We start from the raw sequence: 22,740 nt of genomic DNA, 5'->3' as shown, positions 1-22,740 counted from the left end.
GCGCTGCTCTGCGAGATTGGTCAATACCCGAGCAGAAGTGAGCATGGATTTGATTGAAGATGACGAGTAGTGTTCGTGGCGTGCTGGCAGAACGACGACACCAACTCATCCTGCGGGCCCTGCGCTCCGGCGGCCCCGCAGCTGTGACCGACCTCTCCGAGCGGCTGGGTGTGAGCCCCGCCACGATCAGACGCGATCTGGTCAAGCTGGAGGAGGACGGGCTGCTCACACGTGTCCACGGCGGCGCCGTCGTCGAGGAGGGCGACCAGCCCTTCGCCGAGGTCGCCGAGGTGCGCGTGGCCGAGAAGGACGCGCTGGCCGCGTGCGCCGCGGCGATGGTCGAGGACGGCCAGTCGGTGCTGCTCGACATCGGCACCACCGCCTTCCGGCTCGCCCGCCAGCTGCACGGTCGCCGCCTCACCGTCATCACCAGCAACCTGGTGGTGTACGAGGAACTGGCCGACGACGAGGGCATCGAGCTGGTGCTGCTCGGCGGCATGGTCCGCCGCGAGTACCGCTCCCTGGTCGGCTTCCTCACGGAGGACAACCTGCGGCAGCTGCACGCCGACTGGCTCTTCCTCGGCACCAGCGGGGTGCGCCCGGGCGGCCAGGTGATGGACACGACGGTCGTGGAGGTGCCCGTCAAGCGCGCCATGATCAAGGCGAGCGACAAGGCCGTGCTGCTTGCCGACTCGGCCAAGTTCCCGGGTACGGGCATGGCGAAGGTCTGTGGTCCCGAGGACCTGGACATGGTGGTGACCAATGCGCCGGTGGACCCGGTGACCCGAGCCGCCCTGGAGGAGGCCGGTGTCGAGGTGGTCCTGGCAGGAAAGGCTCAAGCGTGAAACTGACGATTCTGGGCGGCGGCGGGTTCCGGGTGCCGCTCGTGTACGGGGCACTGCTGACGGACCGCGGCGAGGGGCGGGTCACCGAGGTCGTGCTGCACGATCTCGACGACAGCCGACTGTATGCAGTCGCCCGTGTACTGGCTGAACAGGCGTCGACCGTCGCCGACGCCCCCACCGTGACCGCCACCACCGACCTCGACGAGGCCCTGCGTGGTGCCGACTTCGTCTTCTCGGCGATCAGGGTCGGGGGCCTGGAGGGCCGCGCCGACGACGAGCGGGTCGCGCTGGCGCAGGGCGTCCTCGGCCAGGAGACGGTCGGCGCGGGGGGTATCGCATACGGTCTGCGCACCGTCCCCGTCGCCGTCGACATCGCCCAGCGGGTGGCCCGCCTCGCCCCTGACGCCTGGGTCATCAACTTCACCAACCCCGCCGGACTGGTCACCGAAGCCATGTCCCGCCACCTCGGCGACCGTGTCATCGGCATCTGTGACTCCCCGGTCGGCCTCGGCCGCCGTATCGCCCGAGTTCTCGGTGCCGATCCGAAGGAGGCCTGGATCGACTACGTCGGCCTCAACCACCTCGGCTGGGTGCGCGGCCTGCGCATCGCGGGCCGCGACGAACTCCCGCGCCTGCTCGCCGACCCGGACCTGCTCGGCTCCTTCGAGGAGGGCAAGCTCTTCGGTGTCGACTGGCTCCGGTCCCTCGGTGCCATTCCCAACGAATACCTGCACTACTACTACTTCAACCGCGAGGCGGTCCGCGCCTACCAGCAGGCCGAGAAGACCCGCGGTGCTTTCCTGCGCGACCAGCAGGCGCATTTCTACGAGGAGGTCAGGAACCCGGGTGCGAACGCTCTGGAGGCCTGGGACCGTACCCGCGCCGAGCGCGAGGCGACCTACATGGCGGAGAACCGGGAGACGGCCGGCGCCGGCGAACGCGACGCCGACGACCTGTCCGGCGGCTACGAGAAGGTCGCTCTGGCGCTGATGCGGGCCATCGCCCGCGACGAGCGCACCACCCTGATCCTCAACGTCCGTAACCGCGGCACCCTCTCGGTGCTCGACACGGAGGCCGTCATCGAGGTGCCCTGCCTGGTCGACGCCAACGGCGCCCACCCGGTCGCCGTCGACCCGCTGCCCGGCCACGCCACCGGCCTCGTCTGCTCGGTCAAGGCCGTCGAGCGCGAGGTGCTCGCGGCCGCCGAGTCCGGTTCGCGTGCGACGGCCGTCAAGGCGTTCGCGCTGCATCCGCTGGTCGACTCGGTGAACGTGGCCCGCCGGCTGGTCGACGGGTACACCGAGGTCCATCCCGGTCTGGCCTATCTAAAGTAGTCAGCGGTCGGAAAGCGCTTTCTCACCCTCTTCTGGAGACTTCCCATGCACGACGAACGCCGCCGTATCGAGGAGCGTGTCGCACGCCTCCACGACCAGCGCATCAAGCCCGCGATCTACGCGGCCAGCGTCCCCCTGGAGGTGGCGGCCTGGCAGGCGCCCGGGGAGCCGGTTTCCTTCGAGGAGGCCGCGGCCGCCCCGTACGCGCCGTTCGCCATGGACACCCCGTGGGGTCCGCCCTGGGGTACGACCTGGTTCCGGATGAACGGCCGGGTGCCGGCCGAGTGGGCGGGCCGGCGCGTCGAGGCCGTCATCGACCTCGGCTTCACCGGCGACTGGCCCGGCAACCAGGCCGAGGCGCTCGTCCACCGCACCGACGGCACCCCGCTGAAGGCGGTCAACCCGCTCAACCAGTACGTGCCGGTGGCCCGCCCGGCAGCCGGCGGGGAAGTGGTCGAGTACCTGGTGGAGGCGGCCTCCAACCCCGACATCCTCGCGAACGAATTCGTGGCGCCCACTCCGCTCGGCGATGTACGGACGGCAGGCGACCGTCCACTGTACACATTCCGCCGCGCCGATCTCGCCGTCCTCGACGAGGAGGTCTGGCACCTCGACCTCGACCTCCAGGTGCTGCGCGAACTGATGCGGGAGCTCGGCGAGCACGACCCGCGCCGGCACGAGATCACCCACGCCCTCGACCGGGCCATGGACCTGCTCGACCTGGACGACGTCCCCGGCTCGGCGACTGCCGTACGCGAGGCCCTGCGCCCGGTCCTGGCCAAGCCCGCCCACGCCAGCGCGCACATCGTCTCCGGCGTCGGCCACGCGCACATCGACTCCGCCTGGCTGTGGCCGATCCGCGAGACCAAGCGCAAGACGTCCCGGACCTTCTCCAACGTCACCGCGCTCGCCGACGAGTACGAGGAGTTCGTCTTCGCCTGCTCCCAGGCCCAGCAGTACGAGTGGGTCCGCGACAACTACCCGCACGTGTGGGAGCGGATCAAGAAGTCCGTGGCCAAGGGCCAGTGGGCGCCGGTCGGCGGCATGTGGGTGGAGGCCGACGGCAACCTGCCCGGCGGCGAGGCGCTCGCCCGCCAGCTGATCCACGGCAAGCGGTTCTTCATGGACCACTTCGGCATCGAGACCAAGGGCGTCTGGCTGCCCGACTCCTTCGGCTACACCGCGGCCTACCCGCAGCTGGCCAAGCTTGCCGGCAACGACTGGTTCCTCACCCAGAAGATCTCCTGGAACCAGACCAACACCTTCCCCCACCACACCTTCTGGTGGGAGGGCATCGACGGCACCCGGATCTTCACCCACTTCCCGCCCATCGACACCTACAACGCCCGCTTCAGCGGCGAGGAGATGTCCCGGGCCGTACGCAACTACGCCGAGAAGGGCGGCGCCACCCGCTCCCTCGCCCCCTTCGGCTGGGGCGACGGCGGCGGCGGCCCCACCCGCGAGATCATGGAACGCGCCCGCCGCCTGAAGGACCTGGAGGGCTCGGCGAAGGTCGAGATCGAGCACCCGGACGCGTTCTTCGCCAAGGCCCGAGCCGAGTACCCGAACGCCCCGGTGTGGGTGGGCGAGCTGTACCTGGAGCTGCACCGCGCCACGTACACCACCCAGGCCCGCACCAAGCAGGGCAACCGGCGCAGCGAACACCTGCTGCGCGAGGCCGAGCTGTGGGCCACCACGGCAGCCCTGCACGCGCCGGGCTACGCCTACCCGTACGAGAAGCTCGACCGGCTGTGGAAGACGGTCCTGCTGCACCAGTTCCACGACATCCTGCCCGGCTCCTCCATCGCCTGGGTGCACCGCGAGGCCGAGGCCGAGTACGCCCGCGTGGCCGGGGAGCTGACGGCGCTCACCGGCGAGGCGATCGCCGCCCTGGGCACCGGTGCGCCCCGCGTGTTCAACACGAGCCCCCGGGACCGCGCCGAGGTGGTCCGCACCCCCGAGGGCGCACCGGTGTACGTCCGGGTGCCCGCGAACGGCTCCGCGCCCCTCGCCCCGGCCGAGCCCCCGCACCCGGTGACGGTGAGCGGCGGGCGGTGTATGGAAAATGGGATCGTCCGTGTACAGGTGACAGACGACGGAACACTGTCTTCTGTATACGATCTGCGCGCGGGCCGCGAAGTCCTCGCCGGTCCCGGCAACCTCCTCCGTCTCCACACCGACCTGCCCAACTACTGGGACGCCTGGGACATCGACGAGCACTACCGCAACCGCTACACCGACCTGCTGGAGCCGGACTCGGTCACCGTGGTCGAGGACACCCCGCTCGTCGGCGCGATCCGCGTGGTCCGCTCCTTCGGCAAGGGCTCCCGGATCACCCAGACGATCACCGTCCGCGCGGGCAGCGCCCGCGTCGACTTCGAGACGGACATCGACTGGCACGAGACGGAGAAGATCCTCAAGGCGGGCTTCCCGGTCGACGTGCGCGCCGCGCACTCCTGCGCCGAGATCCAGTTCGGCCATATTCAGCGGCCCACCCACACCAACACCACCTGGGAGGCGGCCCGCTTCGAGGTCTCCGGCCACCGCTGGGTGCACATCGCCGAACCCGGTTACGGGGTCGCGGTGATCAACGACTCCACCTACGGCCACGACGTCACCCGCACGGTCCGCGAGGACGGGGGTACGACCACCAGGGTCGGCCTCAGCCTGGTCCGCGCCCCGCGGATCCCCGACCCCGAGGCCGACCAGGGCCGCCACCGCTTCACCTACGCCCTGCTGCCCGGTGCGAGCATCGAGGACGCGGTCGCCGAGGGCTATGCCCTCAACCTCCCGCTGCGGGTGGCCGATTCGGCGGGCGAGCCCGAGCCGGTCGTCTCCGCCGAGGGCGAGGGCGTGACCGTGGAGGCGGTCAAGCTCGCCGACGACGGCTCAGGCGATGTGGTGGTCCGGCTGTACGAGTCCCGGGGCGGCCGCGCGAGCGGTGTCCTGCGCACCGGATTCCCGCTGGCCGGGGCCGAGATCACCGACCTGCTGGAACGCCCGCTCGAACCGGCCCAGACGGGCGGGAACGCCGTACCGGTGACGCTGCGGCCGTTCGAGGTACGGACACTGCGGCTGGCGGTTGCGCGCTGAGACGCCGGTAACCCCCGCGCCCCGAAGGGGCGCGGGGAACTGCGCGAGCAACCACAACGGACCCGCACGCGGCGTACGTCCTAAAGCGGCAGTACCTCCGCCGCCGAAGCCGCCTGCAAAGGCATCGCCGCCACCGGCAGCGGAACCTCGGCCTCCCGCTGCCGCGGAAACGCCGTGGGCAGCAGCGGCCGGGGCCCCGACACCACCGTGTAGTCCTGCCCCAGGAACGGCGGCTCGACCACCCCGGGGTCCTCGCCGAGGGCCAGCTGCACGGCGGCCCAGGGGGCGTTGATCCCGCACAGCGACAGCTGGTGCAGCCCCCCGGCCGGCCGGGTGTTGACGTCCAGCAGCACCGGCTCGTCGCCGTACATGCGGAACTGGATGTTGGACAGATAGTGCAGCCCGAAGCCCTCCGCGATCAGCCGGGCCGGGGCCAGCCAGCGCTCGTCCAGGGTGAAGCCCCGCCGGCGGCCGTTCTTCGTCCGGCCCACCGCGAGCCGCACCCGGTTGTCCGGCCCGGCGAGGACGTCGACGGACACCTCGGGCTGCTCCAGGCGCGGCATCACCAGCCAGTCCACCGGCTCCTCCGCCCGCCGCAGCGCATCGAGGACCAGGTCCAGCTGCACGTACGGGCCGGGGAAGCCTTCGAGGTGGGCCAGCGAGAACGGGGCGCGGGTGATCACCCGGAAGCCGACCCCGCCCGCACCGGCGGCCGGCTTGAAGCACGCCTTGTGCCCGGTTTCCTCCAACTCCTCCACAGCGGCGAGGAGTTCGTCCGCCGTGTGCACCCGCCACCACGGCGGCACCGGGACGCCCACCGAGCGGACCGCCTCGTACGCGGTCGCCTTGTCCTCGAACACGGCCACCGCCTCGGGCGTCGGCGCCAGCAGCGCCGTACCGGCCGCCGCGAACTCGGCGCGGTGTGCCACGATCGCCGCCTGGTGCAGCCGGGGCACGAAGACGTCGATGCCGCGCCGGGCGCACTGGTCGAGGGCGTACTCGACGTAACCGGCCGGGGACAGGCCGTCCGGCTCCAGGTCGGCGGTGTCGGCGGCGGCCAGCACGGGGGAGTCGGGGTCCGCGTGCGTCGCATGGATCTCCACGGCGCGGTCGCTGGGATTTCTCCGCAGCTGTTCCATGAAGAAGACGTTCTCCGCGTACGTGCGGTTGAGCCAGACGCGTACGCGAGAGAGCATGCAGGCCGCCTTTCGGGGGTTTCCGGGCAGGGCGCAGCGGCCCGTGCCCGGGCAGGAAGAAGGAAGGGACACCGAACAGCCCCCGTCAGAAGGGAGGTTGGGGCATCGGTGTTGGGGCGATCATACGGCTTTCAAGAGCCCGCGCGTGCAACGCGGGTGTTACGGATTCGCGGGGCCTGTCGGCCGGGGATCCTCTTGTCCCGGATCCGGGAATGTGCTCTTGTGGTCCGGGCGACGATGATCGGAAAGGGGCACGGGGTGGAGTCGACGGCCGGGGCCGGACAGCTGCTGGCCATCAGCGACCTGCACATCAGCTACCCGGACAACCGCGCCCTGGTCGAGAACATGCGTCCGGCGAGCGCCGACGACTGGCTGATCGTGGCCGGCGACATCGCCGAGACCGTCGCCGACATCCGCTGGACCCTCGCGACGCTCGCCGGCCGGTTCCGCAAGGTGCTGTGGGCACCGGGCAACCACGACCTGTGGACCCACCCGAAGGACACCGTCACCCTGCGCGGCGTCGCCCGTTACGAGCACCTGGTCGAGGTGTGCCGGGAGCTCGGTGTCGTCACTCCCGAGGACCCCTACCCGGTGTGGGAGGGCCCGGGCGGTCCGGTCGCCGTCGCCCCGCTGTTCCTCGGCTACGACTACTCGTTCCTGCCTGCCGGCTGCGCCACCAAGGCCGAGGGCCTGGCCTACGCGGAGAGCACGGGCATCGTCTGCAGCGACGAGTACCTGCTGCACCCCGACCCCTATCCGACCCGGGACGCCTGGTGCCGGGCCCGGGTCGCCGAGACCGAGCGCCGGCTCGCCGCGCTCCCCGCCGGCCTGTCCGTCGTACCGGTCAACCACTATCCGCTGCACCGGCACCCCACCGATGTGCTGTGGCATCCCGAGTTCGCGATGTGGTGCGGGACCACGCTGACCGCCGACTGGCACCGCCGGTTCCCCGTCGCCACGATGGTCTACGGCCATCTGCACATCCCGCGCACCACCTGGCACGACGGAGTCCGCTTCGTGGAGGTCTCCGTGGGCTACCCCCGAGAGTGGCGCAAGCGTCCGGAGCCGCCGGGCCGGCTGCGCCGTATCCTGCCGATGGAGGTCGAAACCGGTGATCGAGGAGCTGCTCCCGGAGTCGGTCGTGGTCGTGGAGGCACACCGTGACGACCCGCTGTGGGACGCCCCGCTCTTTCCCGAGGAGGAACCCCTCGTCGAGCGCGCGGTGACCAAGCGCCGCCGTGAGTTCGCCGCCGTCCGCGGCTGCGCCCGGCGCGCCATGGAGAAGCTCGGCGTGCCCGCGCAGCCCGTCGTCAGCGGCGAGCGGGGCGCGCCGGTCTGGCCGGCCGGCCTGATCGGCAGCATGACCCACTGCGACGGCTACTGCGCCGCCGTCCTCGCCCGCGCGAGCGACCTGCTCTCCCTCGGTATCGACGCCGAGCCGCACGGGCCGCTGCCGGAGGGCGTCGCCAAGACGGTCTGCCTGCCGGCCGAGTCCGTCCGGCTCGCCCGGCTCGCCGCACGGCGGCCCGACGTGCACTGGGACCGGATCCTGTTCAGCGCCAAGGAGTCCGTCTACAAGGCGTGGTTCCCGCTCACCCGCACCTGGCTGGACTTCTCCGAGGCCGACATCACCCTGCACCCGGGCCCGGACGGTACGGCGCACGGCACCCTGCGCGCCGAACTTCTCGTCCCCGGCCCCCAGGTCGCGGGCCGCAGGCTCCAGGTCTTCGACGGCCGGTGGGCCGTACGCGACGGGCTGGTCGCCACCTCCGTGGTCGTACCGCACGGGTGAGACCCGCCGACGGACCGGGCCGTCCGGCACGGCGGGCCGGTCAGGCGGTCGGGCACCATTCCCGCAGCAGGCGGAAGAACTCGGCCTCGTTGCCCGCGAGACCCGCCCGCGCCAGTGCCTGCTCCGCCTCGGCCAGCACGGCGGGCGGCACCACGGCGGGCCGGGCGTCGTCCGGCGGCCCGTCGAAGACGGCGCGCACGGTGTGCAGCAGCCGCAGGTAGGCCTGTACGGCTGTGCGCTCGCGGTCGGTCAGTACGGCGGTGGGCATCGGTCGGCTCTCCCCGAGTAGGCGTCACGGTCGTGCCCCGCGGCGGGGCACCTCTCCAGCTTGCCGCCCACCACTGACAACGCCGTCCGGCTCGGCTCCGGTCTCGCCCGCTCAGCGCAGGCCGGACCCCGGAAATCCCCTGGACGCAGCACCACGCGCGCCGCGCCGCGAAAGGCTCAGCCCTGCGGCCCCGGATAGCCCAGCGACGCCTCGATCCGGCCGGCCACATCGTCGCGCCGGCCCGCCCCGCGCAGGGCCGAACCGGCCAGCCACGTACGGCACTTGCTGGCCAGCAGCAGGCCGAAGGTCTCGGCCTGGCGCTCCTCGGCGAGGTCGAAGCGGGTCCGGGCCGCGACCCGCCGCACCGCGGCCTCAAGCGCCGCCTGGTCGGTGTCGTCGTCGTCCAGCAGCCGTGTGGCGACCCCGACCCCGTCGGTCCGGTGCCCGCGGTGGTCGGCCTGCATGTGCCACAGCTCGTGGCCGAGGATCACCAACTGGTGGCCGGGGGCGGTCCGTTCCTCCACGACGACGATGTCACGGTCGGTCAGGTCCAGCCACAGCCCGCTCGCCGTGCCGGGCGGGAAGACGGCCGTACGGAAGTGCACCGGGCGGCCCCGGCGGCGGCTCATCGCCTCGCACAGCGCGCGGTACAGCTCCTGCTCGGGCGCCGGCACGGGCAGGGTCAGCCCGCCCACCAGCTCGCCGCACAGCCGGCGCATGTCCCTGCCGATGCCCACTGTCCTCCCCCGGCTCACGACTCGGGCCGCTTGACGCTCTCCAAGAGCATGTCCAGCCACTCCGCGACCTTGTCCCGGTGCTGGTCGGTCGGCAACTGCGCCGCCCGCCAGGCGATCCCGCGCACCCCGTGGTCCTGCAGCAGCCTCTCCAGCGGATCCTCGGCGGCGTCGGCCGCGGCCCGCTCCCGGTCGGCGAGCTTCTGCAGCATCTCCTGCTCGGTGCGCTGCAGCGCGCCCGCCAGTGCCTCGGGGTCCTCCGCGGTCAGAAATCCGGCGTGCACCCGGAAGAAACGCTGCAGCGCGTCGCAGTGCTCCATGGTGGGCCGCCGGTCGCCGTTGATGAGGGCGCCGGCCTGCTGGCGGGACATGCCCGCGCCGTCGGCGATCTCCTGCTGGGTGTACTTGCGGCCGTTGGGCTTGAGCCGGGTGCGGCGCAGCAGGCTCAGTCGCTGCAGGAAGCGTGCCTGGACGTCCGGCTCGCCCGCAGGCCGGCCGCTGAGCAGGGCCCGGACCACCGGCTCCGGCACACCGCAGGCCACGGAGAGCCGGCCGACGGCGAAGACCTCCGTGTGCGGCACGCCGAGCCGGTCGGCGAGCGCGGTGACGCGGGCGACGACGGCCGGCAGCTGGGCGGTCGCCGTGGCGCCCGGATCCTCGTAGCCATCCGTCACCGACAGAACTCCTACGTCTCTTCGCGGGTTTGCAGTTGCGTCCTTCGCGCCCGCCTCGGGCATGCGTCTCGCGAGCGGTCGCCGTGAACTTCCCGGAGATTAGCCGGTGCCTCGAACTCACATCCAGGTGTCGCCACAACTGTGGCGAATTTCAGCCGTCAACAGGCAGGAAATGCCACGATAGTTGACATCGCGCTGGTCGGAGCCGCAGGATCGCAGGGGCCGCGTCAAGGCCGCAGAGGCAAGAGGGGTGACCTCCCGATGGCACATCAGGCAGGAGGGCAGCGGCCGGCGCCGCGGCCCGTCCCCGAGACGTGCGACACCCAGGCGTACCTTCAGGACTACGCCGCACTGCTGGAGTCCCTCGCCCTGCCCTCCCTGGTCGTGGACCACTGCTGGAACGTGGTCATGGCCAACGGGGCCTACACGGCGCTCTTCCGCGGGGTGGGCCCCCACCCCACCGCCATGCCCGGGGACAGCTTCCTGCGGTTCGTGCTCTTCCACCCGGACGCGGCCGAGGTCCTCGGCGAGCACGAGCAGGGCTGGTGCCTGCCGATGCTGGCCCACCTCAGGGCCGCGCTGGAGACGTACGGCCACGACCATGAACTCCAGGCGGTCCGCCGGGACATCGCCCAGGACCCGATCATGGAGGCCGCCTACCGGCAGGGTCTGCCGCACTGGATGCGCTCCGTCGGCGAGTCCGCGACCCGGCTCGACGGCGCCGTCCGCCTGCTCCTCCACCCCGACCCGCGCCGGGGCCCCACCGAGTGCCGGGTCGTCGACGAGACCCCGCAGACCCTGCGGGACATCGGCTACCGGCGCCTGACGATGGTCCTGCGCGACCCCCGCCGCCCCGCCGTCCCCGTACGCCGCCCGCGCCGCGCACGCGGCACGGCCCCCCATCTCTCCGTCGTCCCGGCCACTCAGGACTGACCCGGCACCGCCGGCGTTCAGGTCGCCGGCGGCGCCGGGCCGGGAGACCGGCGCCCCGAAGGGGTGGGACCGTACCGACGTCCGGTGTGCCGGCGTCTCACAGATCCAGCACCAGACGGGCGCCCCGGCACCGGGAGACACAGATCATCATCGTGTCGCCCGCGGCCCGCTCCTCCTCGGTGAGGACCGAGTCCCGGTGATCCGGGACGCCTTCCAGCACATCCGTCTCACAGGTGCCGCACGTCCCCTCGGTGCACGAGTACAGCACCTCGACGCCGGCGGCGCGCACCGTGTCCAGCACCGACACCCGCGGCGCGACCGTGAGGACACGGCCGCTGCGCGCGAGCTCCACCTCGAACGCGGTGTCGGAGCCGGTCGGTTGAGACTTGGGCTGAAAGCGTTCGACCCGCAGCCGGCCGGCCGGGCAGCGTTCCTCGACGGCGTCCAGCAGCGGCCCCGGGCCGCAGCAGTACACCAGGGTGCCGTCGGGGGCGCCGTCCAGTACCGGGCCCAGATCGAGCAGGCCCGTCTCGTCCTGCGGGGCGAGGGTCACCCGGTCGCCGTAGCGGGCCAGTTCCCCGGTGAAGGCCATGGAGGCGCGGGACCGGCCGCCGTACAGCAGCGACCAGGCGGCGCCCGCCGCCTCGGCCGCCGCGAGCATCGGCAGCAGCGGGGTGATGCCGATGCCGCCCGCGATGAACCGGTAGCCGGGCGCGGACTCCAGCGGGAAGTGGTTGCGCGGCCCGCGCACCCGCACCTTGTCGCCCTCGCCCAACTCCTCGTGCACATAGGTCGATCCACCCCGGCCGTGCTCCTCCCGCAGCACCGCGATCCGCCAGGCGGAGCGGTCCGCCGGGTCGGAGCACAGCGAGTACTGCCGTTCCAGCTCCGGGCCGAGCAGCAGGTCCACATGGGCGCCGGGTTCCCAGGCGGGCAGCTCCTGCCCGAGCGGATCGCGCAGGGTCAGCGACAGCACCCCGTCCGCCGCCGACTCCCGCCGCGCCACGACGAGTTCGATCTCCGTCACCGTACGTCCTCCCGGGCCTCGTGCCCCTCGGGGTGTGCCAGCATCCACTCCCACATCTCCACCGGATCCTGCGCGGTGTGCTCCGCCCCGCAGTGGCAGGTGCCGTGCAGCACGTCCGTGCCCGGCAGCCAGTCCACCCGGTAGACCTCACCGGTGGGCGTGCTCACCGGACCTCCTCCACGGGCTTGTCGCCCTCCTCGGCCAGCCGGGCCAGGATGCGGCGCGCGGCCAGGCCGCCGGTGTCGATGTTGATGCTCAGCTCCTGGTAGCCGGTGCGCTCCGAACCCAGCGTCCGCTGCAGGAGGTTGAGGGCGTCCACGTCCTGCATGACCACCGTGTGGTTGTTGCCCCGCAGGAACTCGGTGACCTCGGCGTCGTCCGTCGCCCAGTCCCGGGAGACCATCCAGAAGTCGTACACCTTGCCGTCCGCGGACGGGGTGATGGCGTAGGTGATCTCGGTGTGGATGCCGTGCGGGTCGCTGCCGTCCGGCTCGGGCACGACCCCCGTCGGCGCGATGCGGCTGTGCAGCAGATACAGGCAGGGCGCGTGGTACTCGATGTCCTGCCAGCGGGTGATCCGGCCGGTGATGCCGGTGGAGCGGGCGTAGAACGGCGGGCACTCGGCGTCGGCCATGTGCCGGCTGACCCGGACGATGCCCGCGCCCTCGTCCACCTCGGTGGTGATGGGTGTCTCGGCGACCTCCGGGGTGCCGATGTACCCGCCGTGCAGATAGGTCTCGTGGGAGAGGTCGAGGAGGTTGTCGACGAGCAGGCCGTAGTCGGCGTCGATCGGCTCCATGCCGCGGACCGTCACCCAGCCGGGGGAGTCGAGATGCCGGGCCCGCGGGACGGTGTCCGGGTCGGCGAGGGCCGGGTCGCCGATCCACACCCACACCAGGGAGTCCTGCTCCACCACCGGGTAGGCGGCGACGCGCGCGGTGCGCGGGATGCGTTTCTGGCCCGGCACATACACACAGGTGCCGGTGCGGTCGTAGGTGAAACCGTGGTAGCCGCAGACGATCCGGTCGCCGTCCAGACCGCTCTCGGAGAGCGGATAGCGGCGGTGGACGCACCGGTCGTGCAGGGCGACCGGGGTGCCGTCCTCCTCGGCGCGGTAGAGGACGAGTGGTTCGCCGAGAATCGTCCGGCCGAGCAGCTCGCGCCCGACCTCCTGGCTGTAGGCGGCGACGTACCACTGATTCCGTGCGAAGGCGGTTACATGGGGCATCGGTCCGGCTCCCGTCTGTCGTGGTGGTCGCATCGTCGAGGAGCGCGTCGCAGGGTCGCAACGCTCCTTCCGCCTCGCGGAAACACCGTGCTGGGGCACGGTGCGCGGAGCGTCGCCCGGGAATGCCGGCGGGCCTCGCGCGTCGCGTACGCTGAGCGGCGGTACAGAGGATGAGTGCGGCTTGGAACGTGGGGGTTGCGGATGGCTGTCGGTCGGGTGGTCCGGTTCGATGGGATGCGCGGGTACGGCTTCATCGCTCCGGACGAGGGGGGCGAAGACGTCTTCCTGCATGTGAACGACCTGCTGATTCCCGAGTCGTCCGTGCGCGCGGGCCTGGCGGTGGAGTTCGAGATCGAGAACGGCGGCCGCGGGCTCAAGGCCGCGTCCGTCCGTCTCGCGCAGGAGCCGGGAAGCCCGGCGGCACAGGCGGCCGAGCGGGCCGTCCCCGCGGCCACCGCGGAGGGCCAGGAGCCGATGTGTGACGTGCTCGGCTCGGCCGAGTACACGCGCGAGGTGACGGAGCTGCTGCTGACCTCCGTACCCGACCTGACGGGGCAGCAGATCGTCGCCGTACGCAGGCAGCTGGCCCTGTTCGCCAAGCGGCACGGCTGGATCGAGGACTGAGGGGAAAGGACACAATGAGCACCGAGACGCTGGAGTTCCAGGCCGAAGCGCGGCAACTCCTGCAGCTGATGGTCCATTCGATCTACTCGAACAAGGACATCTTCCTGCGGGAACTCATCTCCAACGCCTCCGACGCCCTGGACAAGCGGCGCCTCGCCGGCCTCACGGACGACCGCCTGAAGGCCGACGACCCGCACATCGCGCTGGAAGCCGACAAGGACGCCCGCACCCTGACCGTGCGCGACAACGGCATCGGCATGACACGCGACGACGTCGTCGGACTCATCGGCACCATCGCCCGCTCCGGCACGGCCGAGACCCTGCGCCGGATGAAGGAGAACGCCGAATCGGCCGAGCTGATCGGCCAGTTCGGCGTCGGCTTCTACTCCGTGTTCATGGTCGCCGACAAGGTCACCCTGGTCACCCGCAAGGCCGGCGAGGACACCGGCGTGCGCTGGGAGTCGGACGGCGGCGGCACCTACACCATCGAGACCGTCGAGGACGTGCCGGAGGGCACGGCGGTCACCGTCCACCTGCGTCCCGCGGACGAGGAGGACGCCCTCCACGACTACGCCGACGAGTGGAAGATCCGGGAGATCGTCAAGCGGTACTCGGACTTCATCGCGTTCCCCATCCGGATGGGCGACGACACCCTGAACTCGATGAAGGCGCTGTGGGCACGCCCGCGTTCGGAGGTGCAGGACGAGGAGTACCGGGAGTTCTACCGGCACATCAGCCATGACTGGACCGACCCGCTGGAGACCATCCGGATGCGGGCGGAGGGCACCTTCGAGTACGAGGCGCTGCTCTTCCTCCCCGCGCGCGCCCCGCACGACCTGTTCCAGCGCGACGCCCGCCACGGTGTCCAGCTGTACGTCAAGCGCGTGTTCATCATGGCCGACACCCGCGAACTCCTGCCGTCCCACCTGCGGTTCGTCAAGGGCGTCGTGGACGCCGCCGACCTGTCGCTGAACATCTCGCGCGAGATCCTGCAGCAGGACCGGCACATCCAGCTGATCCGGCGCCGTCTCGCCAAGAAGGTCCTGTCCACCGTCAAGGACCTCATGACGAACGACACCGACAAGTACCGTACGTTCTGGCGGGAGTTCGGTCCCGTCGTCAAGGAGGGCCTGCTCGCCCCGGGCGAGGACCACAAGGCGATCCTCGACATCGCGTCGTTCGCCACCACCGCCGGCGACGAGCCCACCACCCTCGCCGACTACGTCTCCCGGATGAAGGACGGCCAGGACAAGATCTACTTCATGACCGGCGAGAGCCGCGCCCAGGTCGAGAACTCCCCGCACCTGGAGGCCTTCCGGGCCAAGGGGTACGAGGTCCTGCTGCTCACCGACCCCGTGGACGAGATCTGGGTCGAGGCGGTGCGCGACCACGACGGCAAGGAGTTCCAGTCCGTCGCGCGAGGCACGGTCGACCTGCCCGCCGACGAGGCCGACGAGGAGCTGTCGGAGGAGAGGTCCGGCGCCTACGCCCCGCTGCTGACCTGGCTGGGCGAGACGCTCGACGCCGTCAAGGACGTACGGCTGACCACCCGCCTGACCAGCTCGCCGGCCTGCCTGGTCAGCGACGCCGACGGCATCCCGCCGGCGCTGGAGAAGATGTACAAGGCGATGGGCCAGGACCTCCCGCCGGTCAAGCGCATCCTCGAACTGAACCCCGAGCACCCGCTGGTCAGCGGGCTCAGGGCGGCGTACGAGCAGCGCGCCGGGGACCCGGAGCTGACCGAGACGGCCGAACTGCTCTACGGCACCGCCCTGCTCGCCGAGGGCGGCGACCTGGCCGATCCGGCACGCTTCGCCAAGCTGCTCGCCGACCGCCTCACCCGCACGATCTGACCGAAGCACCCGGCATGTCCGCTCTGTGAGCGGTGCCCGCCGACCGCGGCCCGTACCGGCCGCGGTCGGCGGGCACCTCACGGACAGCCGACTTTCACATGGGCGCCACCGGACCCTTCCCTGACGTTTGTTGCTCTTGGAACACTCGCTCCGCGCGGATTCCGTCATATGGGCGGCATCGCGTACGTCAGGACGAGAGGACCCGAACACCCATGCCCGAAGTCAACCGGCGCCGTTTCCTCCAACTCGCGGGCGCCACCACGGCGTTCACCGCGCTGTCCAACAGCATCCAGCGCGCGGCCGCCCTGCCCGCCCACCACCGCACCGGGACCGTCCAGGACGTCGAGCACATCGTTGTCCTCATGCAGGAGAACCGTTCCTTCGACCACTACTTCGGCTCGCTGCGCGGCGTCCGCGGCTTCGGCGACCCCCGTTCGGTCTCCCAGAACGGCACGTCCGTCTGGAAGCAGTCCGACGGCACGAAGGACATCCTGCCCTTCCACCCCGACGCCGACGACCTGGGCCTCGCCTTCATCCAGGACCTGCCGCACGGCTGGAACGACACGCACGCGGCCTTCAACGGGGGTAAGTACGACAAGTGGGTGCCGGCCAAGGGCACCACCACCATGGCGTACCTGAACCGCGAGGACATACCGTTCCACTACGCGCTCGCCGACACCTTCACCCTCTGCGACGCCTACCACTGCTCCTTCATGGGTTCGACCGACCCGAACCGCTACTACATGTGGACGGGTTACGTCGGGAACGACGGCCAGGGCGGCGGCCCCGTCCTCGGCAACGACGAGAAGGGCTACGGCTGGACGACGTACCCCGAGCGGCTGGAGAAGGCCGGGGTCTCCTGGAAGATCTACCAGGACATCGGCGACGGCCTCGACGCGAACGGCTCCTGGGGCTGGATCCAGGACGCCTACCGCGGCAACTACGGCGACAACGCGCTGCTCTACTTCAACCAGTACCGCGACGCGAGGCCCGGCGACCCGCTGTACGACAAGGCCCGCACCGGCACCGACGCCAAGAAGGGCGAGGGCTTCTTCGACCAGCTGAAGGCCGACGTCAAGGCCGGCAAGCTGCCCCAGGTCTCCTGGGTCGTCGCCCCCGAGGCCTTCACCGAGCACCCCAACTGGCCCGCCAACTACGGCGCCTGGTACGTCTCCCAGGTGCTCGACGCGCTCACCTCCGACCCCGAGGTCTGGAGCAAGACGGCGCTGTTCATCACCTACGACGAGAACGACGGCTTCTTCGACCACGTCGTACCGCCCTTCCCGCCGGCCTCCGCCGCGCAGGGCAAGTCGACCGTGGACCCCTCCCTCGACTTGTTCAAGGGCGACGCGAGCCACGTGCCCGGCGCCTACGGGCTCGGCCAGCGCGTGCCGATGCTGGTCGTCTCCCCCTGGAGCAAGGGCGGTTACGTCTGCTCGGAGACCTTCGACCACACCTCGATCATCCGGTTCATCGAGCGCCGCTTCGGGGTGCACGAGCCGAACATCTCGCCCTGGCGGCGGACCGTGACCGGCGACCTGACCAGCGCCTTCGACTTCTCCCGCAAGGACACCAAGCCGGTCGCGCTGCCGTCCACGGCCGCCTACGAGCCGCCGGACCACAACCGTCACCCCGACTATGTTCCGAAGCCCCCGGCCAACCCCTCGCTGCCCAAGCAGGAGCGCGGCCACCGGCCCACCCGCCCGCTGAAGTACGCCCCGGTGGTGGACGGTGCCGCGGACACCGTGACCGGCAAGCTCACGCTCACGTTCGCCTCGGGGGCGCACGCGGGCGCCGCGTTCCTGGTGACCTCCGGCAACCGCGCCGACGGCCCCTGGACGTACACCACCGAGGCCGGCAAGCACCTCTCCGACTCCTGGAACTCGGCGTACTCCGGCGGCATCCACGACCTCACCGTGCACGGCCCGAACGGCTTCCTGCGCGTCTTCAAGGGCAAGGGGAAGGCCGCGGGACCGGAGGTGACCGCCCGGACCGCCGGCGACAACCTCGAACTCACCTTCACCAACAAGGGATCCGGCACGGTGAAGCTGAAGGTGACGAGCGGCTACGGCGGCCGGCCGGCCACCGTGGCCGTCCGGCCCGGCGCGACGGTCAGGCACACCGTCGACCTCACGGCGAGCAAGCGCTGGTACGACGTGACGGTCACCTGCGAGGGCGACCCGGCGTTCCTGCGCGGCTTCGCCGGGCACGTCGAGAACGGCCGTCCCGGCGTCAGCGACCCGGCCATCGCCACGGAGTGAACGACCGATGAACACCGCTCCGTGCGGACTGGTCAGGTACCGGTCAGATCAGGGTAGTGTGCCCCGGTGACCACACAATCGAACACTCCTGCAGGCTGGTACCCGGATCCGCACGGAGCGCCCCAGACGCTCCGCTACTGGGACGGCACCCAGTGGACGCAGCACACCAACCCGGCGCAGGCCCCCGCCGGCCAGGCCCCGCAGCCGCAGGCCCCCGCCCAGCAGTACGGCGTCCCGCAGCAGCAGGCCGCCGACCCCAAGGTGCAGCGGCAGGTGCAGCAGCAGGCCGGGATCCAGGGCGGCGGCCCCGGCGGCGGCACGATCTTCACCGAGCCCATCCTGGTCGTGAACCAGAAGGCCAAGCTGATCGAGGTGACCAACGAGTACAAGGTCATGGATCAGCACGGCCGGGACATCGGCTCGGTCACGGAGGTCGGGCAGGGGGTGCTGAAGAAGATCATGCGCTTCGTCTCCAGCCTCGACCAGTTCATGACCCACAAGCTGGAGATCCGTGACGCCTACGGCCAGCCGCAGCTGCTGCTGACCCGGCCCGCGAAGTTCTTCAAGTCCCGGGTCGTCGTGTCCCGTCCGGACGGCTCGCCGGTCGGCGAGATCGTCCAGCAGAACATGATCGGAAAGATCAACTTCGCGATGAACGCGAACGGCCGGCAGGTCGGCGCGATCAAGGCGGAGAACTGGCGGGCCTGGAACTTCGCGATCGTCGACCACGCGGACAACGAGGTCGCCCGGATCACCAAGACCTGGGAAGGCCTCGCCAAGACGCTCTTCACGACCGCGGACAACTATGTCCTGCAGATCCACTACCAGCTGCCCGAGCCGCTGCTGAGCCTCGTGGTCGCGACGGCCCTGACCGTCGACACGGCCCTCAAGCAGGACTCGCGGGGCTGGAACTGAACAGCGTCCCATGGGGAGAACTGGGTCGGGGGAGTACGACCACGGCGGCCGGTGCGCGCGGAAGAGGTGCGCACCGGCCGCCGTTCTGTGTGCTCACAGTGCGGTGAGGTGTCCCGGCTGTTCCGGTTGCCGTGGCACCAGCGCCGGTTCGGCGGTCGCCGTGCCCGGTTCCAGCGCCAGGACCGCGGCCACGGGGTGGTCGTCGACCTCGGGCATCGGAGCCTCGGGCGCCGGCCCCGGGGTGACCCGGGTGAGCAGGACCACTCCCCAGGAGGCCAGTACCGCTCCGGCGAGGGCCAGCAGTATGCCGCCGGCGCCGCCCTGGAGGCCCTGGCCGAGCAGGGTGAGGCCGATCGTCGCGGCCGCGACCGGGTTGGCGAGGGTGACCACGGCGAGCGGGGCGCCGAGACCGCCGCGGTAGGCCGTCTGGGACAGCAGCAGCCCGCCGACGGCGAACGCGGCGACGAGGACGGCGACCACGATCACCTCGGTGCCCAGGCCCGGGCCCGTGCGGTCCGTGGCCGCCACGGTCACCGTCTGGGTGAGGGCCGAGGCGACGCCGGAGGCGAAGCCGGACGCCGTCGCGTGCCTCAGGCCGGGACGGGCGCCGGGCCGGGAGAGCATGCCGATCGCGGCGGCCGTCGTACCGGCCACCGCCAGCGCCTCGGGCAGTGACAGCACCCGCTCGGGCGCCGGACCGGAGGCGGTCACGAGCAGCGCGGCGAGCCCGAGCAGCGTCAGCGCCGTACCGCGCCACTCCACCGCGCTGACCCGCCGCCCGGCCGCCCGCGCCCCGAGCGGCACGGCCGCGACCAGGGTGAGCGCTCCGAGCGGCTGGACGAGGGTGAGCGGGCCGTACTTGAGGGCGACGACGTGCAGCAGCGCGGCGGCGGCATTCAGGCCGACCGCCCACCACCAGGCGCCGTTGCCGAGCAGCCGCAGCAGTCCGGCGCCGGCGGTGCGGGAGGCGAGCCGTTCCTGGGCCACGGCGGCGAGGGCGTAGGCGACGGCCGAGACGAGGGACAGGGCGACGGCGACCAGGGCGGCGGCGCTCATCGGACCGCTCCCACCAGGACGCTCTCGCGAGGGGCGAGCCGGCCGGCGCCGCGCCCGGCCGTGCGCGGCGTCCGCCGCGGCGGACGGATCACGGCGAGGGCGATGCCGAGCATGGCGGTGGCGACGATCGCGTCGAGCCAGTAGTGGTTGGCCGTGCCCACGATCACCAGCAGGGTGATCAGCGGGTGCAGGAGCCACAGCCAGCGCAGGCGGGACCGGGTGGCCACGATGAGGCCGATCGCCACCATCAGCGCCCAGCCGAAGTGCAGCGACGGCATCGCCGCGAACTGGTTGGACAGATGGTCGCTGGACGGCGGGCCGTACACGGACGGGCCGTAGATCTTCGCGGTGTCCACCAGGCCGGTCCCGGCCAGCATCCGCGGCGGGGCCAGCGGGAAGGTGAACGGCAGCACCAGCGCGGCCGTGGTGACGACCGCGAGGACCCGGCGCGCCCAGGTGTAGTGGGCGGGCCGCTTGACGTAGAGCCAGACCAGGAAGGCCAGCGTCGCCGGGAAGTGGACAGTGGCGTAGTAGGTGTTGGCGATGCGGACGAGGGTGTCGCCGTGCAGCAGTGCGGACTGCACGGCGTTCTCGTGGGGGAGGTGCAGCGTCCGTTCCAGGTCCCACACGCGGTGGGCGTTGTGGACGGCGTTGCCGGTGTGACCGGTGGCGAGCTGCCGGCCGAGCTTGTAGACGAGGAACAGCCCCGCGACCAGCAGAAGCTCACGTATGAGCGCCGGGCGCGCGGTCGCGTCCGGCGGCTCCGCCTCTGCCTCGCCAGGCTCGGTTCGCGCAGTCATCCCCCGGCCCCTTCACTGACGGTGGTGCGTGTAGAACTCATCGATACGATGTCGTACCGAAACGTCAGTGTACCGATACGGGTCGGTACCGGTACACTGGCGTATCGATTGATGTGCGCCACACTGAGGACAGGGCCCGGCCCACGAGCGAGAGGAAGCACCGCATGACGTCGCAGGCCGCGGACGGACCGGAGACGGTCGCCGCCTCGCGCCGCTCCAAGATCACGCCGGCGCGTGAGCGGGAGTTCTTCGACGCCGTGCTGGAGCAGATCCGCGAGTGCGGGTACGAGTCCGTCACCATGGAGGGCATCGCCGCCAGCACCCGGTGCAGCAAGTCCACGCTCTACCGGCAGTGGAAGACCAAGCCCCAGTTCGTCGCGGCCGCGCTGCGCGCCAGCCGCCGGGTGCGCTTCGCCGGCATCGACACCGGATCCCTCGCCGAGGACCTGCGCCAGGCCGCACGGGCCGCGGGCGACTGGTCCGGCAAGGACACCAAGCTGCTCCAGGCGCTGGGACACGCGGTGACCGCCGACCACGAACTGGCGCTGGCACTGCGCGAGGCGCTCGTCCACCCGGAGGTCGCCGCGCTGCAGGAGATGCTCGCGCGAGGCGTGGCACGGGGCGAGGTCCCTGCCGGCCATCCGGCGCTGGAGTACATCCCCGCGATGATGTTCGGCGTCCTGCGCGTACGGCCCGTGCTCAGCGGCCAGTACGCCGACGCCGAGTACCTCGCCCGGTTCGTGGACGCCACCGTGCTGCCCGCGCTCGGGCTGACACAGGACCCAGGCCGCCGTTCACGGGATGACTGAACGGCGGTCTGCCCGCGCCGCACCGTGGGGACGGGGGCGGCGCGCACCCCCGGCCGGGTGGGGCTCCCCTTGAGCGGAGGGGCGCCCCACCCGGCCCTTTCACGTCCGGCGTCCGGGCGGTCCCGGCTCAGACGTTCTGGCCGTTGCCGCCGCCGGACGAGACCTTGATCCCGTTCAGGATCTCCTCGATGACCGAGGTCTGCTGTCCGACGTCGATGCCGAAGCGCACCACGACGATCTGCTTGGCGTCGTTGGGCGAGGGGAAGGCGACCGACTCGACGTAGCCGTCGGAGCCCTTGCTGGTGACCGCCTTCCAGCGCACCATGTAGCCCTTCTGCCCGGCCACCGTCACCGCCTGCGATGCCAGCACCTGGTGCGAGGTGATGCTGCCGTAGGTGGTGCCGCCGTAGGACTGCCTGGCGTTGGCCGCGATGTCCGCCTTGGCGACTTCCTCGGCCGTCGTGCCCTTCAGGCCCAGCGCCACCGCCGGAGCCGTGTAGGCGCCGCCCGCGGTGCAGGTCTGGCCGGCGTTGCCCGGGCACTTGTAGGAGTCGTCCGAGGTCACCTCCGCGCCGACGCTGATCGTCTGCCCGGTCCAGCCCTTCGGCACCGGCAGACTGATCCCGTTGACCGGGTCCGACACCGTGCCGCCGCCCTGCACCTTGGGCGCGTCGGACTGCCCCGGCGACGGCGCGCCGCCGCCGGAACCGCCGGAACCCCCGGATCCGCCGGCACCTCCGGAGCCGCCCGAGCCGCCGCCGAACGGCCCGCCCTGGCCGCCGTTCTGCCCGCCCGGCGCGCCCTGCTGCGATCCGGCGCGGTCGCCGCTGCCGCTGCCGTCGCCCTTGGTCAGCGCCCAGACGCCGATCCCGATGCTCGCCAGTACCACGGTCGCCACCGTGACGGCTATGCCGTTGCGCAGCCGGCGCCGGGACCCGGCCGGCGGCTCGGCGGGGTACGCCGGATACGTCCCGTACCCCGGCGCCTCGCCGTAGCCACCGGGCCCGCCGGGCCCGAGGGGCGCGGCGGGCGCCGGCTGTGCGCCGAACACCGGAGACGGTGAGGGTGCCGCAGGCGCCGGCTGCGGCGGGGGACCCCACGCGGCGGCCGTCCCGGCGGGGCGGGTCTGGTCCGTCCAGGCCTTGCCGTCCCACCAGCGCTCGGTGGGCGGACCGTCGTTCGTCTGCCCGGGGTCGGGGTACCACCCGGGGGGAGTCACCTGCGTCATGCCCCCACCGTATGAGGCGACCGTGAAAGTGTGATGAGAGGATCTGCCGCGAACAGAACAGACCGGATTA

Annotated in this window: 21 protein-coding genes and 1 pseudogene; 11 read left to right on the top strand and 11 right to left on the bottom strand. The window is 71.6% G+C overall.

The window, feature by feature from the left end:
* Window positions 1-80 precede the first annotated feature (80 nt).
* From O1G22_RS07330 to O1G22_RS07320, 3 genes are read left to right on the top strand one after another with little or no spacing between them, the layout of a single operon-like run.
* Complete coding sequence (locus O1G22_RS07330) at window positions 81-845, top strand: DeoR/GlpR family DNA-binding transcription regulator (RefSeq protein WP_270080563.1); 765 nt, start codon at window positions 81-83, stop codon at window positions 843-845.
* On the top strand, window positions 842-2,179 hold the full coding sequence (locus O1G22_RS07325; protein ID WP_270080562.1) for a 6-phospho-beta-glucosidase: 1,338 nt from the start codon (window positions 842-844) through the stop codon (window positions 2,177-2,179). The genes O1G22_RS07330 and O1G22_RS07325 overlap by 4 nt, the downstream gene beginning before the upstream one ends.
* Before the next feature lie 45 nt (window positions 2,180-2,224).
* The gene (locus O1G22_RS07320) at window positions 2,225-5,272 is read left to right on the top strand and encodes a glycoside hydrolase family 38 N-terminal domain-containing protein (RefSeq protein ID WP_270080561.1); all 3,048 of its coding nucleotides are present in this window, start codon (window positions 2,225-2,227) and stop codon (window positions 5,270-5,272) included.
* Between the two features lie 80 nt (window positions 5,273-5,352).
* Here O1G22_RS07320 and O1G22_RS07315 read toward each other — a convergent pair whose 3' ends face one another.
* Window positions 5,353-6,468, bottom strand: a complete 1,116-nt coding sequence (locus tag O1G22_RS07315) for an ATP-grasp domain-containing protein (RefSeq protein ID WP_270080560.1) — start codon at window positions 6,466-6,468, stop codon at window positions 5,353-5,355.
* A 258-nt stretch (window positions 6,469-6,726) separates the two neighbouring features.
* On the opposite strand from O1G22_RS07315, the gene O1G22_RS07310 reads away from it, so the two are divergent.
* Window positions 6,727-7,632, top strand: coding sequence for a metallophosphoesterase family protein (locus tag O1G22_RS07310; RefSeq protein ID WP_270080559.1), 906 nt, complete (start codon window positions 6,727-6,729; stop codon window positions 7,630-7,632).
* A complete protein-coding gene (locus tag O1G22_RS07305; protein ID WP_270080558.1) occupies window positions 7,580-8,260 on the top strand; it encodes a 4'-phosphopantetheinyl transferase family protein in 681 nt (226 codons plus the stop codon). The genes O1G22_RS07310 and O1G22_RS07305 overlap by 53 nt, the downstream gene beginning before the upstream one ends.
* 40 nt (window positions 8,261-8,300) lie before the next feature.
* Here the strand turns inward: O1G22_RS07305 and O1G22_RS07300 are convergent, their stop codons facing one another.
* From O1G22_RS07300 to O1G22_RS07290, 3 genes are all read right to left on the bottom strand, one after another.
* Complete coding sequence (locus O1G22_RS07300) at window positions 8,301-8,528, bottom strand: hypothetical protein (protein ID WP_225095247.1); 228 nt, start codon at window positions 8,526-8,528, stop codon at window positions 8,301-8,303.
* A gap of 176 nt (window positions 8,529-8,704) precedes the next feature.
* Entirely contained in the window at window positions 8,705-9,247 is a 543-nt protein-coding gene (locus O1G22_RS07295; protein WP_270086355.1) for a toxin-antitoxin system, toxin component, read from the bottom strand.
* Window positions 9,248-9,279: 32 nt separating this feature from the next.
* Entirely contained in the window at window positions 9,280-9,936 is a 657-nt protein-coding gene (locus O1G22_RS07290; RefSeq protein WP_270080557.1) for a helix-turn-helix domain-containing protein, read from the bottom strand.
* Window positions 9,937-10,197: 261 nt separating this feature from the next.
* Here O1G22_RS07290 and O1G22_RS07285 point away from each other — a divergent pair, with 261 nt between their 5' ends.
* Window positions 10,198-10,869, top strand: coding sequence for an MmyB family transcriptional regulator (locus O1G22_RS07285; RefSeq protein WP_225095245.1), 672 nt, complete (start codon window positions 10,198-10,200; stop codon window positions 10,867-10,869).
* Window positions 10,870-10,966: 97 nt separating this feature from the next.
* Here the strand turns inward: O1G22_RS07285 and O1G22_RS07280 are convergent, their stop codons facing one another.
* Genes O1G22_RS07280 through O1G22_RS07270 form a run of 3 tightly spaced genes read right to left on the bottom strand, consistent with a single transcriptional unit; the run spans window position 10,967 to window position 13,124 of the window.
* The gene (locus O1G22_RS07280; protein WP_270080556.1) at window positions 10,967-11,896 is read right to left on the bottom strand and encodes a PDR/VanB family oxidoreductase; all 930 of its coding nucleotides are present in this window, start codon (window positions 11,894-11,896) and stop codon (window positions 10,967-10,969) included.
* A complete protein-coding gene (locus O1G22_RS07275; protein ID WP_270080555.1) occupies window positions 11,893-12,063 on the bottom strand; it encodes a hypothetical protein in 171 nt (56 codons plus the stop codon). Before O1G22_RS07275 ends, O1G22_RS07280 begins: the two co-directional genes overlap by 4 nt.
* A complete protein-coding gene (locus O1G22_RS07270; RefSeq protein WP_270080554.1) occupies window positions 12,060-13,124 on the bottom strand; it encodes an aromatic ring-hydroxylating dioxygenase subunit alpha in 1,065 nt (354 codons plus the stop codon). The genes O1G22_RS07275 and O1G22_RS07270 overlap by 4 nt, the downstream gene beginning before the upstream one ends.
* 201 nt (window positions 13,125-13,325) lie before the next feature.
* Here O1G22_RS07270 and O1G22_RS07265 point away from each other — a divergent pair, with 201 nt between their 5' ends.
* The 4 genes from O1G22_RS07265 (at window position 13,326) to O1G22_RS07250 (ending at window position 18,777) form a co-directional block, all read left to right on the top strand.
* Window positions 13,326-13,748: a cold-shock protein gene (locus tag O1G22_RS07265; protein ID WP_270080553.1), complete on the top strand. Its 423-nt coding sequence runs from the start codon at window positions 13,326-13,328 to the stop codon at window positions 13,746-13,748.
* 14 nt (window positions 13,749-13,762) lie between these two features.
* On the top strand, window positions 13,763-15,601 hold the full coding sequence (gene htpG, locus O1G22_RS07260; protein WP_270080552.1) for a molecular chaperone HtpG: 1,839 nt from the start codon (window positions 13,763-13,765) through the stop codon (window positions 15,599-15,601).
* 212 nt (window positions 15,602-15,813) lie between these two features.
* On the top strand, window positions 15,814-17,862 hold the full coding sequence (locus tag O1G22_RS07255) for a phosphocholine-specific phospholipase C (protein WP_270080551.1): 2,049 nt from the start codon (window positions 15,814-15,816) through the stop codon (window positions 17,860-17,862).
* Between the two features lie 66 nt (window positions 17,863-17,928).
* Window positions 17,929-18,777 (top strand): LURP-one-related family protein, encoded by an 849-nt coding sequence (locus O1G22_RS07250; protein WP_270080550.1) that lies wholly within the window; start codon window positions 17,929-17,931, stop codon window positions 18,775-18,777.
* A gap of 93 nt (window positions 18,778-18,870) precedes the next feature.
* Here the strand turns inward: O1G22_RS07250 and O1G22_RS07245 are convergent, their stop codons facing one another.
* The 3 genes and pseudogenes from O1G22_RS07245 to O1G22_RS45115 all read right to left on the bottom strand — a co-directional run.
* A complete protein-coding gene (locus O1G22_RS07245; protein ID WP_270080549.1) occupies window positions 18,871-19,833 on the bottom strand; it encodes a hypothetical protein in 963 nt (320 codons plus the stop codon).
* Window positions 19,830-20,633, bottom strand: a complete 804-nt coding sequence (locus O1G22_RS07240; RefSeq protein WP_270080548.1) for a phosphatase PAP2 family protein — start codon at window positions 20,631-20,633, stop codon at window positions 19,830-19,832. Before O1G22_RS07240 ends, O1G22_RS07245 begins: the two co-directional genes overlap by 4 nt.
* A gap of 12 nt (window positions 20,634-20,645) precedes the next feature.
* Window positions 20,646-20,771: pseudogene (locus O1G22_RS45115) on the bottom strand (hypothetical protein); the annotation flags it as partial.
* Between the two features lie 26 nt (window positions 20,772-20,797).
* Here O1G22_RS45115 and O1G22_RS07235 point away from each other — a divergent pair.
* A complete protein-coding gene (locus tag O1G22_RS07235) occupies window positions 20,798-21,442 on the top strand; it encodes a TetR/AcrR family transcriptional regulator (protein WP_270080547.1) in 645 nt (214 codons plus the stop codon).
* A gap of 127 nt (window positions 21,443-21,569) precedes the next feature.
* Here O1G22_RS07235 and O1G22_RS07230 read toward each other — a convergent pair whose 3' ends face one another.
* Entirely contained in the window at window positions 21,570-22,670 is a 1,101-nt protein-coding gene (locus tag O1G22_RS07230) for a DUF2510 domain-containing protein (RefSeq protein ID WP_270080546.1), read from the bottom strand.
* Window positions 22,671-22,740: the final 70 nt, after the last annotated feature.

Origin of the sequence: Streptomyces camelliae, from assembly GCF_027625935.1 — a bacterium.
In the GTDB taxonomy this organism is placed as follows: Bacteria; Actinomycetota; Actinomycetes; order Streptomycetales; family Streptomycetaceae; genus Streptomyces; species Streptomyces camelliae.
This window is presented reverse-complemented; position numbering and strand designations above follow the sequence as displayed.